The organism is Caballeronia sp. DA-9 (genome assembly GCF_051615025.1).
GTDB lineage: Bacteria > Pseudomonadota > Gammaproteobacteria > Burkholderiales > Burkholderiaceae > Caballeronia > Caballeronia sordidicola.
This window is the reverse complement of the sequence record NZ_CP195133.1, coordinates 3,164,861-3,180,379: the sequence shown is the minus strand read 5'-3', so window position 1 is coordinate 3,180,379 and position 15,519 is coordinate 3,164,861. Positions and strand designations below refer to the sequence as shown.

Here is a 15,519-nt window from a genome sequence, read left to right as displayed (position 1 = left end):
GTCTAAAAGCTTTGGCAAATTGATGTATCCAGGACAGGCGACGCAGTGATGCGTCGTTTGTCTTTGGCAAATTGGTTTTACGTTTCGCGGCGTCTGTTTTTCCGTCTTTCATCAGTCAGGCGTCGTTTCATTCATCTTTCGTGTCGTTGCGCTTCCTGCGCTCCGGCACTCGCCACTTTCAGCGAGTCGCGAACATGGCCGTCAATTTTCCCTCGATCGATCCCGCCAATCTGCATCCCGTCGCCGGCGTCACGCTAGGCTGGGCCGAGGCGAATATCCGAAAACCGAATCGCAAGGATTTGCTTGTTGTGCAGATTGAAGAAGGCGCGACGGTGGGCGGCGTGTTCACCCTGAACCGCTTTTGCGCGGCGCCTGTAACCGTATGCCGCGAGCATCTGGACGCGGTGCGCGCGGGTGGCAAGGGCATTCGCGCGCTGGTCGTGAATACCGGCAACGCGAACGCGGGAACCGGCGAACCGGGCATGGCGCACACGCGCGAGACCTGCACGGCGCTGGCTGCATTACTCGGTCTGGACGCTGCGCAGATCTTGCCGTTTTCTACGGGCGTGATTCTGGAGCCGTTGCCCATCGACCGGTTGAAGGCTGGATTGCCTGCCGCACTTGCCAACCAGAAAGCGGCTCACTGGTTCGACGCGGCGCAAACCATCATGACGACCGATACGCTGCCAAAAGCGGCATCGCGCCAGGTTCAGATCGATGGTCACACGATCACGCTCTCGGGCATCAGCAAGGGGGCCGGCATGATCAAGCCGAACATGGCGACCATGCTCGGTTTCCTCGCCTGCGACGCCGCCGTTTCGCAGTCGGTGCTCGACACGCTGATCAAGCACGTCGCGGATCGCTCGTTCAACTGCATCACCATCGACGGCGATACCTCCACAAACGATTCTTTCATCGTGATCGCGTCGGACAAGTCAACGCTGCCTTTGATCGATTCAACGGATTCGGCGGCTTACGCGGCGTTGCGCGACGCGGTGACATCGGTGGCGCAGGAATTGGCGCAATTGATCGTGCGCGACGGCGAAGGTGCAACCAAGTTCATGACGGTGACCGTGGAAGGCGGCACGAACGAAGCGGAATGCCGGCAGATCGCGTACGCTATTGGCCATTCGCCGCTGGTCAAGACCGCGTTCTATGCCTCGGACCCCAACCTCGGCCGGATTCTCGCGGCCATTGGCTATGCGGGCGTGACGGACCTGGACGTGAACAAGATCGACCTGTATCTGGACGATGTCCTCGTCGCGAAAAAGGGCGGCCGGAATCCTGATTATCGCGAGGAAGACGGCCAGCGCGTGATGAAAAAAAGTGAGATCGCGATCCGCGTCTTGCTCGGCCGCGGCCAGGCCGCCGCCACCATCTGGACGTGCGATCTTTCGCACGATTACGTCAGTATCAATGCCGACTATCGCTCCTGAACCGCGAACTTTTCCATGGATAAACTCGAACAATTTCTGACGCGCGCCGAAGCTGTTCTGGCGCGCGTTGAAGGGATGTTGCCGCCCGCCGCGCCTGAAATCGATTGGGATAAAGCCGTGGCGTTCCGCTGGCGCAAGCGTCAGGGGCGTGGTTTTTTGCAGCCGGTGCCGAATCTGTCGGCGCTGACGCTCGATGATCTTTGCAATATCGAACGCCAAAAGCAGTTGATCGAGCAGAACACGCGGCAGTTTGTTCGCCGGGCGCCGGCGAACAACGTGTTGCTCACGGGCGCGCGCGGAACGGGCAAGTCGTCGCTGATCAAGGCGTGCCTGAACGCATATGCGTCCGAGGGTTTGCGTCTGATCGAAGTCGATAAGGACGATTTGCACGATCTTGGCGACATAGTCGACCTGATTTCCACACGGCCGGAGCGGTTCATCGTTTTCTGCGATGACCTCTCGTTCGAAGATGGCGAGTCGGGTTACAAGGCGCTGAAGGTGGCGCTCGACGGCTCCATTTCGGCGCAATCGGACAATGTGCTGATCTACGCCACGTCGAACCGGCGCCATTTGCTGCCCGAATACATGAGCGACAACGAGACCTACAAACACACGTCGGATGGCGAGATTCATCCGGGCGAAGTGGTTGAAGAAAAGATTTCGCTGTCCGAGCGATTCGGCTTGTGGGTGAGCTTCTACCCGTTCAAGCAGGACGATTACCTGACCATTGTCGGGCACTGGCTCAAGCACTTTGGCTGCCAGGAAGAAGAGATCGCGAATGCGCGCGGCGACGCGCTCGTGTGGGCGCTGGAACGTGGTTCGCGCTCAGGCCGCGTGGCATGGCAATTCGCGCGCGACTATTCGGGCCGCAAAGCATGACCCTCCTGGACGCGGGTTCTTCGGGCACGGCGCCTGACGGGCGCAAGGTTACGGACGTGGCGGTCGGCGTGCTTGTCCAGCCGGACGGCCGTTACCTGTTGGCGCAGCGTCCGGAAGGCAAACCGTACGAAGGTTACTGGGAGTTTCCGGGCGGGAAGCTGGAGACTGGCGAAAGCGTTGAGGCAGCGCTCGTGCGGGAGTTGCACGAGGAATTGGGTATCGATGTCACTGCTTGTGAGCGCTGGCGGACGCTGGAGCATGACTATCCCCACGCATACGTGCGGCTTTACTTCTGCAAGGTGACAGCGTGGAAAGGTGAACCGGCTGGCCGGGAAGGTCAGGCGCTTGCCTGGCAGCATCTTCCCGCCAATGTGGCGCCGTTGCTGCCCGCAGCCATTCCGGTGCTCGAATGGCTCGCGGCGGAAGCAGTTTAAGGCGGCTCGTGCGCTGGTATCAGTTCAGGCCGCTATAAGAATCGTCGTCTGGCGGCGTGTCCTGCTGACCGCCGCCGATCTTGTACTTCTCGGTCGCCCACGCACCAAGATCGATTTGCTTGCAACGGTCTGAACAAAACGGCCGGAACCGGCTTTCCGGAACCCAGCGTACGTCCTTTGCGCAAGTCGGGCATTTAACGATGGTAGTCATTGGGCAGTGCGGATCTGATAAAGGTTGAGTTCAGTAAATGAGGGTTTTTAACCCGATTTAAAGACTGCACAGTGTCAGGTGAAATGGAATGTCTGCGTCGACGGCACGTGGCCTCAAGTCACCGTCCTGCACCGTGAAGCGTACCCAAAGCATGTATTTGTTCGCGCTGGCCTCGGGAATCAGGCGCGTATCCGACGGCACGCGGACCTGCATCAGTTGATATGTCCGGCCCGACAGCATCTGCTGATAGCTGCCCTGCATGGCCATTACCTTCGATGCCTGCCCCGATTCGCGCGCGAGGCGCAGCACGATGGTGGCCGCGTCACGCAAAGGCAGCATGGGCGTGACCCACTTCGCAATATCCCCGCGGCGCTGCTCGGCCGGGCATTGCTGCCATGCAAAATACGACGGCAGGTCGAAGCGGCACGTTCCTCCGGGAATGATCGTCCTGCTGCGAATGCTGGCGAGCCATTCGTTGTCCGCGAGATGCTGGCCTGTCTTGCCCTGCATCTGGCCAAGTCCCGCCAGCGTTTGTTCGATCTCACCGAGCACCGACTCCAGCGCCTCCTGCTCGATCCCGGGGTTTCCCCGGAACGGCGCGAGCGTCTGGCGTTGCCGCTCCAGCTCTTTCATCAGATCGGCCTTGAGGTCCGTACGGCCCGCGACTTCAGCAATCTCGAACAGCGTGGTCAAAGCAGCGTGGTGTTCGCGCGGGTCTTCTTGAGTCAGAAAGAAGGTGAAGCGCTCGAAAAGATCTTCGAGACGCAGCAGCGTCCTGATTCGCTCGTTGAAGGGGTACTCGTAAAGGATCAAGCGCGCTCGCCTCGGCGTGGGTCGAAAGTTTCGATTGCAGAAAGTGAGGACATTCTAATGCCGCATCAAACCCCAGGCAAATCTCCACGTTGAATCGCATCCGATGCCCGTTTTCAGCGCCGATGATGAGGAATTCGAACGCGTTGCATGCACTTGCTAGGAACGCGGCTTGCTCGCCCGCGCCGCCATCTCGATATAGCGCCCATGCAAAACGTCGACCTCGCGCTGCAATTTTTCCAGCGTGGCAGCGCAGTCGTTGACCACGACGTCGTCAGCCGCAGCGAGCCGTGCTTCCCGCGTTGCCTGACGGGCGATGATGGCTTCGACCTGTTCCCGCTCGAAGCCATTACGTTGGATCACGCGTTCGATCTGAGTTTCCACAGGGCAATCGACAACGAGAATCCGGTCGACCTGTCTGGCCCGCGCTCCCGCTTCGATCAGCAACGGCACCACGACGATGTGATACGCACCGGGCGCTTCGCTGCGCTGCCGCTCGCTTTCTGCGCGGATCAGCGGGTGCGTGATGGATTCGAGCTGGGCTTTCGCGGCGGGATCGGTGAATACGCGGGCACGCATCTTCGCGCGATCCATGGAGCCATCGGCGGCGACAAACTCAGGGCCGAACGCACTTTCGATCAGCGGCATGGCGACGCCTCCGGGTGCTGTGATCCGATGCGCGATCACGTCGGAATCGATGATCGCGACTCCGTGCGCCGCGAACATATCCGCCACAGTCGTCTTGCCGCTACCAATCCCGCCCGTCAAGCCGATGCTGAACATCTCGCGACTCCTCTCTTTATCCGAACAGCGTGTAGAACGGCGTGCCGAAGAACAACGTGATTGCGCCACCGGCTGCAAGAAATGGCCCGAACGGAAGCGGTTCCTCGAAACGCATCTTGCCTATGCCGGTAGCCACGAGTCCAAAGACAGCGCCCGCAAGCGCCGATACCAGCACGATCTGCGGCAGCGCTTCCCAACCTAGCCATGCGCCGAGCGCGGCGAGCAGCTTGAAATCGCCATAGCCCATTCCTTCTACGCCGCGTACGAGCCGGAACAGCCAATATACGCACCATAGAAACAGATAACCCGCGATCGCGCCGATCACCGCTTCGTGCAGCGGGACGAACGCTGTGTCGTCGAGATTGACGATCAGGCCTGCCCACAGCAGCGGCAACGTGAGCGAGTCGGGAAGATAGCGGGTATCGAAGTCGATCAGGCTCATGGCGAGCAACGTGGCGCACAGGCCGAACGCCGCGAGCGCGATCCATGTTGGACCGAACGCAAAAAGCGAAAGCGCGGCGAGCAGCGCGGTCGCAAGCTCCGTCAGCGGATAGCGTGCGCTCACGCGCGCGCCGCACTTGGCGCAACGGCCACGCAGCAGCACATAACTCACGACCGGAATGTTCTCCCAGGGGCGCAGCACATGGCCGCAATGCGGGCAGGCGCTACGCGGCACGGCAAGGTTGTAGCGTTGCGCCGGCTTGTCTTCTAAATCGCTTTCAATGGCGGCTTCCGCGCGCCACGCGCGTTCCAGCATGATCGGCAACCTGTGCACGACGACGGTCAGGAAGCTGCCGATCACGAGCCCGAACACGATCGCGAAACCATACTGCGCCGCGAGCGGCAGTGCGCCGAAAGCGGAACCGTAAGCGTCGAGATAGCGGCCTGAAAACTCCGCCTGATACAAGGGATGCATGACTCTCCTGGGTCGAATTCGGCTGCGATCCTACACCACCTACACCACATTCCCGAGCTGCACGATTGGAAGATACATCGCCACAACAAGGCCGCCCACCAGCGCGCCAAGCACGACGATCACCACTGGTTCGCACAAGCTCGCGAAAGCGCTTGTCTGTTCGTCGACCTGACGGTCGCCCAGTGTAGCCAGATCGAGCAGCATGGCGTCCAGTGATCCGGACTCCTCGGCGACTGCTATTGGCTGTACGACATCCGGCGGAAAGCAGCCAGCCGCGCGCATGGCGGCGGCCAGGCGTTCGCCACGCCGAAGCCGTCCGGCGATCTCGGTGGTGGCGGTATCGAAGATGCGGTTTCCCGTGGCATTCGACAAGGAATCAAAAGCATCGGATAACGGCGTTCCAGCCGCGAGCAACGTGCCGAGCGCGCGGCTCCATCGGGCAACGGCGAGCGCACGCAGCAGCGAACCCGCAAGCGGCAACTTCAGCACGGCGCGGTCAAACACGCTGCGGATTGAAGGCACCTGTTGCAACAGCCGCTTGAACATTGCCACGGAGATCATGCAAAAGAGCGCGAACGCCACGCTCCAGCGCGCAACGCCATCCGATAACGCCAGCACAAAGAGCGTGGGTGCCGGCAGCTTCGCACCGAAACCGTCGAAGATAGTTTTGAAGGTCGGCACCACGCCGATCAGCAATCCCGCCGTAATCGCAAGAGAGAGCAGCAGCACGGCGACCGGATAGGTGAGCGCGGCACGCAGCTTCGCGCGCTGGGCGCCGGCTCGCTCGCGATCTTCCGCGAGGCGCGCGAGCACGGTCGGCAGCGCGCCGGCCATTTCACCGACTGATACCAGTTGGCAGTACAGCGCGTTGAAGCATGCCGGATGACGCGCCAGCGCGTCTGAAAAGGCAATACCTCGCGTGATGTCCCGCTCGACCGATCCAACAATGCGCGGCAAGCCGCCGCGCGAAGGTGTCTGCGCAATAAGGTCCAGACATGGCGCGAGCGGCAGTCCTGCGCGCAGCAAGCCGGCGAGTTGCCGGGTGAAAAGGGTGACATCGGTGGGCCGGGCCTTGGGCGGCGGTGCTGGTCCCAATCTAGTGAGTTCCAGCGCCGTTACGCCATTGCGTTTAAGGGCGGCGCGCGCCGCCGTGGCGTCCGTGGCGATGGTCTTGCCTCGTTTGTTCGCGCCGGTGGCGTCGATGCCTCGCCATCTGAAGCGCGCATCTGATGGCTGGGATGGTTGCATCAGTTGACCTCCGTCGCACCGGCTGCTTCTGCCACGCTTGTGACGCCTTCTCGCACTCGGGCGAAAGCAGCTTCGCGCAGGCTCGGCATGCCTTCGCTTTGCGCCTGCCGCGTAATGCCGTGAGTAGCGGCGCGAGCCACGATCAATTCGCGCAGTGCATCCGAGACGGGCATGAGTTGGTGAACGCCAACACGCCCGCGATACCCAATGCCGTGACACGTAGCGCAGCCGCGTGGTTCGAACGGACGGAAGCCCGGCTCCAGTTCGAACTCGGACTGCATGCGGCACGCTTCACAAAGCCGGCGCACGAGTCGCTGAGCCGTGATGAGCTTGAGCGCAGAGGCGAGGTTGTATGGCGCAATACCGATATCGAGCAGTCGCGCGATGGCGGAGGGCGCGTCGTTTGTATGCAGCGTCGAGAGCACCAGGTGCCCGGTTTGCGCCGCCTTCACGGCGACATCGGCAGTCTCGGCGTCGCGGATTTCACCGACCATGATCACGTCCGGATCCTGCCGCATGAACGCTCGCAACGCCACGGCGAAAGTAAGACCGGCTTTCTCCCGAACGCTGACCTGATTGATGCCCGCGAGCTGAATTTCAGCGGGATCTTCAACCGAGCACACGTTGCGCGATTCGGCGTTGAGCATTTGCAGGAAGCAATACAGCGACAAGGTCTTGCCGCTACCAGTTGGTCCCGTGACAAGCACGAGACCGTGTGGCGCGTGGATGGCAGCCTTGATGGTCTTCTGCTGGTTGCTAGTAAGTCCTAGCGCGGCCAGAGACAGATCCTTGGGCAGCGAATCCAGCCGGCGCAAGACGAGCTTCTCACCGAACAGCACCGGCAGTGAATTGACTCGATAATCCTCCAGGTTTCCATTGGCGAGCGGTAGCCGCAGGCGCCCGTCCTGAGGCACACGCCGCTCCGCAATGTCCATCCGGGCGAGCACTTTGATGCGCGTGGTGAAGGCGTCCCGCAGGTGGCGCGGCGGCGTGAGATAGGTGTGCAGTGCACCGTCGATACGCAGGCGAATCCGCCATTCGTACTCGCCGGGTTCGATGTGGATATCAGATGCGCCGCGCGCCGAAGCTTCACGCAGGGTGTCGGTGAGCAATGCAACCGCGGGCGCACTGTCTGCCTCGGCGATAACTTCGGCGGGCCGGGCGCTGAACTGCGGCGGCGGTCTGGAAAAGGTGACAGGCAGGGAGGACGGCATGGGCGTGGCTCGTTGAACGGTATGTCCCGATCATGACCGCGTACGCCATCGATTAAAACTAGGCCGAATGGCTAACGCTCAGACACGCGAAAAACCAGGCCGAATGGCCAACGCGAGGCCGCCGGCGACGCAAACCCTGCAAAACAAGGCAAGCTGGTGCAACTCGAAACCCCATGCCGTAGCAACCATGATGCAGCCATTTCTTCTACTTTTTTTTCTTCGGCAATACGCCCTGTGGATTGAATATTTTCACGGTGCGAATCGCCTGGTCGTCGCTGCGCATTACTTCGAAGTGCACGCCTGCAATGCGCACGCTCACGTCTCCGTCGGGGATTTCTTCCAGCACTTCGAGGATCAGCCCGTTCAGCGTCTTCGGGCCGTCGGTGGGCAGTGTCAGCTTGAGCCAGCGGTTCAGTTCCCGCAGCGGCATGCTGCCGGCCACGATGCACTCGCCGTTTTCGTCCCAGCCTCCACGCGAACCGGCGCCGCGCGGAATGGTCGTGGTGAACTCGCCAATCAACTCTTCTATGATGTCTTCCGGCGTGACCAACCCTTGCAACTCGCCGTATTCGTTCACCACAACTGCAATGCGGTGGCGGCTTTCCTGGAAAAACTGCAATTGCTGAAACACGGGCGTACCGGCTGGAACGAAGTACGGCTCGGCCAGCAATTCGCGCAAGGTCTCGCGTTCGAACTCCTGATTGTGCAGCGCCGAGAGCGTCTTTCTCACATGCAGCACGCCGAGCACGCGATCTATATCGCCTTGATAGACGACCAGCTTGTTGTGGTAACAGGTTTCGAGCTGGTGCAGGATTGTGTCGAAAGGGGCATCGAAATCCAGCGCTTCTATTCGGCGGCGCGGAATCATCACGTCGTCAACCGTGATGTTTTCGAGGTCGAAGAGATTGAGCAGGATGCTGCGGTGCTTGGTCGGCATGAAGTTGCCGGATTCCAGCACGACTGTGCGCAACTCTTCTGTGGAAAGCCGCTGGTCGCGGCCGCCTTTCGTATTGATATGCAGCACGCGCAGCACGCCGTTTGCGAACAGGTTGACGAACCAGACGAGCGGCCGGGCTATGCGCATCAACGGCGAAAGGATCAGGCTCGCCGGCAGCGCGACTTTTTCCGGATACGTCGCGCCGACAATCTTCGGCGCAATTTCCGCAAACACAATGATGAGGAACGCCACGATCCCGGTCGCTATCGACAGCACCACGTTGTCGTGGCCGAACGTGCGCAGCGCAATGGATGTGGTCAGTACCGGAATGATCGTGTTGATCAGATTGTTGCCGATCAGGATCACGCTCAGTAGTTGATCGGTCTTGGCAAGCAGGTTCTGCGTGACGCGGGCACGCAGCGAACCCTGGTTGGCGAGGTGTTTGAGGCGATGGCGATTGAGCGCCATCATCGATGTTTCGGAAATCGAGAAAAAAGCGGAGAAAAACAGCAGCAGAAAAATGGCGCAAATTTGCGCCCATAAGGGAATGTGGTCCACGCGAGATTCAGGAAGGGAGGATGGGAAAGACTATAGCAGAGCCTAAAACGATTGCTTCTCTTAGGTAGCTATGGCTTTTGGGCCGCCGTCGAAGCGGCCCATCCTCCCCCTGCGTTGCCGATTCGCTACTGGCTGCAGGTGAAACTGGTCGCCGAGTTCACGTCGCCGCCATTGTATTTCGGCCACGTCGGATAACGGCAGAGCGGTCGCGAACGCCCGAGCGTGGCGGGCGTGGAATCGGACATCGTCAGCGTGCCCGGAGCCGTGCCGTTTTCCACCCACTGTTCCAGTGCTCCGAGCGAATCGACTTGGGGCAGGAACGGGCCGGTGCCGTGGCCGACACCCGGCATCAGATAGAAACGCACGAAATTATCGACGGAGGATTGGCCGAACTTCTGTGCCAAAGCGTTGTAATAGTCGACCGACGAGTCAGTGCTGACGATTTCATCGGCGAGACCGTGGGTGATGATCGCCTTGCCGCCCTTGGCAATGAACGCCGAGAGATCGAGATTGGTGGCATCGCTTTCAGCGGAAACCTGCTGAACCTGCGCCTGATACATGCCCGGATTGAGTGGATCGAAAGTGAGCGAATTGAACGTGGGAATGCGCGTGATGAAGTACTTCACCCATTGGTCGCCGGTGACCCACTGGTTTGCGTCGTTCTTGCCGGCGGGGTTGGCGGGTGTCGGAGACGTGCCAAAGTCACGCGTGGTGTATGGGCCGGCAAAAACCGATCCGGCGAGGATGTTGTAGCCGGCGTACCGGGTGACGCCGTTTGCCAATGGGTAGGGCAGCAGCATGGGTGAAGCAATCGTATTGACGGTTGCGATCTGCGCGTCGGAGAGGCAGGTATCGCCGGTATCCTTTCCCGCCGCGCAGTGCAAGGCGGCGAGCACGGCAGGCGCTTGCAACTTGCAGGCGGCAACGTTGGAAATGATGCCGTCCGCCACGCCGTCGAGCGTGTCGCAGGCTTGGGTTACGGCGTTTTGCAGCAGCACGGTCTTTTTGACGTCGAGCCAGCCGGCACCGCCGTTCAGATAGAGCGCGCGGCCGAGCACGACGTTCGAAAGCCGCAGGCCGGTGTAGTTGAGCGCGGGACGATTCACGACAATGCCGTCGTAGTCAGCCGGCCAGCGCTGGATTACCGTGAGGCCGTCGCGGCCGCCGGTCGAGCTGCCGAAGAAATAGGTTTTCGTGGGCGTCGTGTTGTAACGTGCCTTCAGCAGGAGCAGGGCGACGTCGTGTGTTTTCTTGAGCGTCAGGCCGCCGTAGTTGGCGAGCGCTTCGTCGTTGGCGGCAAAGGAACCGTCGGTGATGCTCTTGCTCTGATGGCCCGAATCGTCGCCGAACGTGACGTAGCCGCGGGCAAGCGGTGTGGATGAACCCGAGGGCGCCATGTCAAGCGCCGCAAGTCCGGTGATGAGCGTGCCGTCGAAGCCGCCGCCGCCATACTGAAGCGCCTTGTTATTCCATGCGGTCGGAAGGTTGACTTCGAAATTGATGTTCGGCGCGGTTGCATCGACAGGAGCAATCGTGCCGTTCACCTGACAGTACTCGCCGGAGGTGGCAGACGCCGCCACCAGCGTCGCACGTGCTACCGTCGCGCCGTTGCTGGGTGCGCCAATGGACGCCGCCGCGATCTTCATCCCGCCCAGCGCGGAACACGCGGCGGACGAGGTGACGGTGGGCGGCGGCGTGCTGCCCGAATCCGAAGATGACGAACCGCCGCAGCCATAGAAAGTCGCGGCGAGAAGAGATAAGCCGCAAGCGGCCATATGGGTTTTCATGATGCTGTCTCCGTATGTTTATGAACTGCTGCCTTGCAAAAACGGGTCAGTCCGTCGCGCCGGCGGTGGATGCGTTCGGAGCTTGTGCTGACCTTTTCACGCCGAACAACGCCCGCACGCCTTCGTGCGAGCCGAGCATCGCTGCGCCGTTGTGGCCTACGCCCGGCACTTCCCAGCACTGATGAACGAGCGCTGCGTGCCGCGACTTGAGGTATGCGAAGTACGAACGCCCTCTTGCCAGCCTGTGCGGACCTTGAGCAGCTGCGGCGCAGGAAAGGTCGAGTGCTTCATGACGCGGATCGCAATCCTCCTGGCCGAGCAGGTAGATCACATCGGCGGCGGCGTAGCGTTGTTCGAGCGTGTCGAACTGTGCAGGCTGCACATAGCGCGGCGCGTGCAGCACGCCATATTTCCAGTCGTCCACGCCGGGACACGCATCCGTATTGGCTGGACGCAATACGCCCTCGGCGTCGGGGCGCATGGAATCGAAGTACACATATGACGATGGATTCGCGATCACATACCGGCAATGCACGCCGGCCACGCTGCATCCACGGCCCACGATTGCGTACCGGTGCGCGACCTGCGCGCCGCCCGAATGCCCCGCGACGACTACATCCCGCAGCGCCGGATATCGTGAGCGATCCGCGAATTGTTCGATGAACGCATCGAGGACATCGAAGGAACTGATCGGCGCAGGACCAAGCGCGTCGTCGCCGCCCATCCATGACGTCCATTCCCAGTGCAGCGCGTCCGCTGGCAGGCCATGCGCTTCAATATCGGCGGTGGCGAGAAATTGCGGCACCAGCAACAAGGTGCGGGCAGGATCGGTCAGTGCCGCCGCCAGCGCGTTTTGCGCCGAGAGCAAATAAGCGTCGGCATCGCGCAGACGGCCGTGCAACAGGATCACGATGCGCGATATATCGGCCGCACCACGTTCTTCCATCGAACGGTAAAACGGCACCGTGCCGGTCCCGCGCGGCGTGGTAACGCGCAACCACGCGTTGCCAACGGCGCTGACGGGTCGTTCGTTACGGGGTTTGCCAAAAAACAAGGTCATTTCATTCCGCCGCGATGGCTTCGGGATCGCGGCGCAAGCGCTGCCCGGAGCGGGTCAGCCCGACCAGCGCGAGCGACACGACGCCTGCAAAAATCAGGTAGTACGCCGGAACAATGTTCGATCCGGTCACGGTAATCAGCGTGGACACGGTCAGCGGCGCGAGGCCGCCAAACAAGGTGACCGCGATGTTGTACGAAAGCGCCACGCCGGTGGAGCGCGTCGCCGTGGGGAAAAGCTGGGTAAGCATGCCGGGATGCGGCCCTGACATCAGGCTGAGCACGACTGTCGCAACCATTTGCGCGGCGAACACGCGTCCCGGCGTGGGCGAAGCAAGCACCCACGCGAACAGCGGATACGCGATCACGATCCACACAATGGTCACCGGAAAGAACAGCCGAAACGCGCCAATCCGATCCGCGAGTTTCCCCGCAAGCGGATACCCCACGATGGTGATCAGTCCCGATACCGCGGTCCCCATCAACGCGTTCTTGAGTGGCAGGTGCAACTGCCGCTCGACGTAAAGCGGCAAGAACGTGTGCCACAGATAATTCGTTGCCGTCCCCACGATGATCACGCCCATCGCGCACAAGGAAGCATCGCCGTGTTGTTTGAAGAAGCCGCGAATGGTCTGGCGCGGCGCATGGCCGAGCCGTTCGCGCAATTCCACGAACTCCGGCGACTCCGCGACCTTGTGCCGGATATAGAACCCGACCGGCCCGACCAGCGCGCCGAGCAGGAACGGCACGCGCCAGCCCCACGATTCAAGCGATGCACGATCGAGATTCGTCGTCAGCAAATAACCGCACGCCGACGACAGCAGCAGCGCCACTCCCTGCGACGTCATCTGAAAGCTGCCGAAGAACATTTTCTTGCCGCGCGGGGCGTACTCGGTGAGCATCGCGGCGGCGGTAGCGAACTCGCCGCCAACCGACAAACCTTGCAGCACGCGCGCAAGCAAAACGAGCAGCGGCGCGGCAATGCCAATGGTCGAATATCCCGGCGTCAGACCCATCAGCAACGTGCTTGCGGCCATCAGCAGGATCAGCATGGAAAGTGTGCGCCGGCGGCCGACGCGGTCCGCGTAGGCGCCAATCGCAATGCCGCCGAGCGGCCGCACAATAAAGCCGACCGCAAATGTCCCAAGCGTCAGCGTGGTTGAAAGCACCGTGTTACCGACCGGGAAAAACACGTGCGCGATGATCTTGGCGAAGTACCCGTAGATGAGGAAATCGAACCACTCCAGCCCGTTGCCGATCACTGACGCCAGCACGGCGCGGCGAATTTGCGATTTGCTCAGCGGGGACGCCGACGCAAAGCCGCCCGCGGCTGAGTCCGAACCTGAAGGAAAGGTCGTTTCCATACGTCTCCTGAATCTTCCGTGCATTTAGTTTGTATTTGAGCGAAGAGTACGAAACAGGTTGGCAAATGTAAAATACATATGAGATGGCATTGCCATACTTGATGAATATGTGGAGATGGCCATGGAGTTGCGTCACTTGCGATATTTCCTGACCGTGGCGGAAGAACGCCAGTTCACGCGCGCGGCGGCACGGCTGCATATCCAGCAACCGCCGTTATCGCAGCAAATTCAGGAACTGGAGCGGGAACTTGGTTTCGCGCTCTTCACGCGGTTGCCGCGCGGTGTCGAATTGACGTCGGCGGGCGCGGCCTTTGTTGTCGATGCACAAGCCGTGCTCGACGCACTCGACCGAGGCGTCATAAACGCACGCCGCGTCGCGAACGGGCAATTGGGATCGGTGCGACTCGCGCTGACGAGTTCGGCGGCGTTCCATCCGCTTGCAACGGCCGCGATCCGCCAGTTTCGCGCGACACATCCGGATATCGCCATCGATTTGAACGAGATCAATGCGGCGGGGATTATCGAACGGATGGTGAGCGGGCGTATCGATGCCGGCATTTTGCGCAAGCCTATAGAAACGCCCGCCGAACTGCGCTTCGACCTGCTGCACGAGGAACGCATGGTGCTGGTGCTGCCGGCCGGCCATGCGCTGCTGGCGCATCCAAAAGGTCCGCGCCAACGCAAGCAGGACGCGCAACCACAGGTTCCATTGAAAGCCCTCGCTGGCGAGCCTTTCATTTTCGTGCGGCGTCCCGGTGCGCCTGGCATGTATGCCGACTTCATCCGCGCGTGCGAGGCGACGGGTTTCAAGCCGGACGTGGTCAGCGAAGTGCCGCGCATGTCGAGCGCGATCAACCTCGTCGCGGCAGGCGCGGGCATCACGCTCGTGCCGGCGTCCATGCAGCGATACCAGCAGGAAAGCGTCGTGTATTGCGCGGTTGCCGGCGACGAGGCGTTTTCCGCCCCGCTGCATCTCGTCACGCACCGTCATTCCGCAAACCCGGCGGCGGCGCGGTTTGCGCAGTCGGTTCTGGAGTTTGTATCGGCGGAATCAACGCGCTGTAACGGCGTGAAATTTTCCGCGCCGCGCCCGATAAAGCCAGTGCAGGCATAACTCCGTGTTTTCCCTCAGAATTGGCGAAATGCCAGGGAATAAATGGTCGTGATGGCGCGTTTGATGGGTGTCGTCCTGCAACGCTGCATGCGCGAATCAAGTGCAAAGGTGTAGCAGAACCGCCAATAAAAAACGCTCGAACAACCCCATTTCCGCACGGAGTTCCAATGTCCACGCAAGCTACGAACGTGGCGTCAAAGCTGCCCGAAACCGAGGCGCCGCTGCGCTACACGCGCACCGCAATGGTCCTGCACTGGCTGGTCGCCTTGCTGATCATTTGCAACGTCGTTCTCGGACTGACCGCGGAATCGTTTCCAGAGAACTGGATCCGGCCCATTGTGGATACGCACAAATCCATTGGCATCACGGTGCTTGGGCTGGTGCTGCTGCGCATTTTGTGGCGCGTGTCGCATCGGCCGCCGCCGCTTCCCCGGACGTTCCCGAAGTGGGAGCACGTCGCCGCGCATATTGCGCATTTCCTGCTGTATCTGCTGATGATCGGGTTGCCGCTCTCTGGCTGGCTGCACGATTCGGCGTGGAACGGGGCGGCCACGCATCCCATGCACCTGTTCGGCCTGATCCCGTGGCCGCGCATTGGCTACGTGATGAACCTCGATCCGGCGCTGAAAGACACGCTGCACGATCGCTTTGGCGCATTGCACGCGTGGCTCGGTTACGCGCTTTATGCACTTTTCGCCATGCACGTCGGCGGCGCGCTCAAGCATCAATGGATCGACCGTAAGTCGGTCATTTCGCGGATGGTGCCGTGATG

The 15,519-nt window shown here is 61.1% G+C and carries 15 protein-coding genes; 5 read left to right on the top strand and 10 right to left on the bottom strand.

Going from position 1 to position 15,519, the window contains the following annotated elements; genetic code table 11:
• Positions 1–194 precede the first annotated feature (194 nt).
• Genes argJ through ACRWA7_RS30765 form a run of 3 tightly spaced genes read left to right on the top strand, consistent with a single transcriptional unit; the run spans position 195 to position 2,749 of the window.
• On the top strand, positions 195–1,436 hold the full coding sequence (gene argJ / locus ACRWA7_RS30775) for a bifunctional glutamate N-acetyltransferase/amino-acid acetyltransferase ArgJ (protein ID WP_438394416.1): 1,242 nt from the start codon (positions 195–197) through the stop codon (positions 1,434–1,436).
• Positions 1,437–1,451: 15 nt separating this feature from the next.
• Complete coding sequence (locus ACRWA7_RS30770) at positions 1,452–2,315, top strand: ATP-binding protein (RefSeq protein WP_438394413.1); 864 nt, start codon at positions 1,452–1,454, stop codon at positions 2,313–2,315.
• Positions 2,312–2,749 (top strand): NUDIX domain-containing protein, encoded by a 438-nt coding sequence (locus tag ACRWA7_RS30765; protein WP_438394410.1) that lies wholly within the window; start codon positions 2,312–2,314, stop codon positions 2,747–2,749. Before ACRWA7_RS30770 ends, ACRWA7_RS30765 begins: the two co-directional genes overlap by 4 nt.
• A gap of 19 nt (positions 2,750–2,768) precedes the next feature.
• Here the strand turns inward: ACRWA7_RS30765 and yacG are convergent, their stop codons facing one another.
• The 10 genes from yacG to ACRWA7_RS30715 all read right to left on the bottom strand — a co-directional run bounded on the left by yacG (position 2,769) and on the right by ACRWA7_RS30715 (position 13,633).
• Positions 2,769–2,960, bottom strand: coding sequence for a DNA gyrase inhibitor YacG (yacG, locus tag ACRWA7_RS30760; RefSeq protein WP_075643361.1), 192 nt, complete (start codon positions 2,958–2,960; stop codon positions 2,769–2,771).
• Between the two features lie 57 nt (positions 2,961–3,017).
• Positions 3,018–3,773, bottom strand: coding sequence for a cell division protein ZapD (zapD, locus tag ACRWA7_RS30755; protein WP_060858372.1), 756 nt, complete (start codon positions 3,771–3,773; stop codon positions 3,018–3,020).
• 156 nt (positions 3,774–3,929) lie between these two features.
• Positions 3,930–4,553, bottom strand: a complete 624-nt coding sequence (gene coaE, locus ACRWA7_RS30750; RefSeq protein ID WP_438394407.1) for a dephospho-CoA kinase — start codon at positions 4,551–4,553, stop codon at positions 3,930–3,932.
• A gap of 16 nt (positions 4,554–4,569) precedes the next feature.
• A complete protein-coding gene (locus tag ACRWA7_RS30745; protein WP_438394404.1) occupies positions 4,570–5,469 on the bottom strand; it encodes a prepilin peptidase in 900 nt (299 codons plus the stop codon).
• A 39-nt stretch (positions 5,470–5,508) separates the two neighbouring features.
• A complete protein-coding gene (locus ACRWA7_RS30740; RefSeq protein ID WP_438394402.1) occupies positions 5,509–6,717 on the bottom strand; it encodes a type II secretion system F family protein in 1,209 nt (402 codons plus the stop codon).
• Positions 6,717–7,931: a GspE/PulE family protein gene (locus ACRWA7_RS30735; protein WP_438394399.1), complete on the bottom strand. Its 1,215-nt coding sequence runs from the start codon at positions 7,929–7,931 to the stop codon at positions 6,717–6,719. The genes ACRWA7_RS30740 and ACRWA7_RS30735 overlap by 1 nt, the downstream gene beginning before the upstream one ends.
• 205 nt (positions 7,932–8,136) lie before the next feature.
• Positions 8,137–9,426: an HlyC/CorC family transporter gene (locus ACRWA7_RS30730; protein ID WP_060858368.1), complete on the bottom strand. Its 1,290-nt coding sequence runs from the start codon at positions 9,424–9,426 to the stop codon at positions 8,137–8,139.
• Between the two features lie 125 nt (positions 9,427–9,551).
• On the bottom strand, positions 9,552–11,213 hold the full coding sequence (locus ACRWA7_RS30725; RefSeq protein WP_438394397.1) for a tannase/feruloyl esterase family alpha/beta hydrolase: 1,662 nt from the start codon (positions 11,211–11,213) through the stop codon (positions 9,552–9,554).
• Between the two features lie 46 nt (positions 11,214–11,259).
• On the bottom strand, positions 11,260–12,273 hold the full coding sequence (locus ACRWA7_RS30720) for a hypothetical protein (RefSeq protein ID WP_438394395.1): 1,014 nt from the start codon (positions 12,271–12,273) through the stop codon (positions 11,260–11,262).
• Position 12,274: 1 nt separating this feature from the next.
• Positions 12,275–13,633, bottom strand: coding sequence for an MFS transporter (locus tag ACRWA7_RS30715; protein ID WP_438394392.1), 1,359 nt, complete (start codon positions 13,631–13,633; stop codon positions 12,275–12,277).
• A 121-nt stretch (positions 13,634–13,754) separates the two neighbouring features.
• On the opposite strand from ACRWA7_RS30715, the gene ACRWA7_RS30710 reads away from it, so the two are divergent.
• Together ACRWA7_RS30710 and ACRWA7_RS30705 are read left to right on the top strand one after the other, a co-directional pair.
• Positions 13,755–14,747: a LysR family transcriptional regulator gene (locus ACRWA7_RS30710; protein ID WP_438394389.1), complete on the top strand. Its 993-nt coding sequence runs from the start codon at positions 13,755–13,757 to the stop codon at positions 14,745–14,747.
• A gap of 167 nt (positions 14,748–14,914) precedes the next feature.
• Positions 14,915–15,517, top strand: coding sequence for a cytochrome b (locus ACRWA7_RS30705; protein ID WP_060858363.1), 603 nt, complete (start codon positions 14,915–14,917; stop codon positions 15,515–15,517).
• The last annotated feature ends 2 nt before the right edge of the window (positions 15,518–15,519 follow it).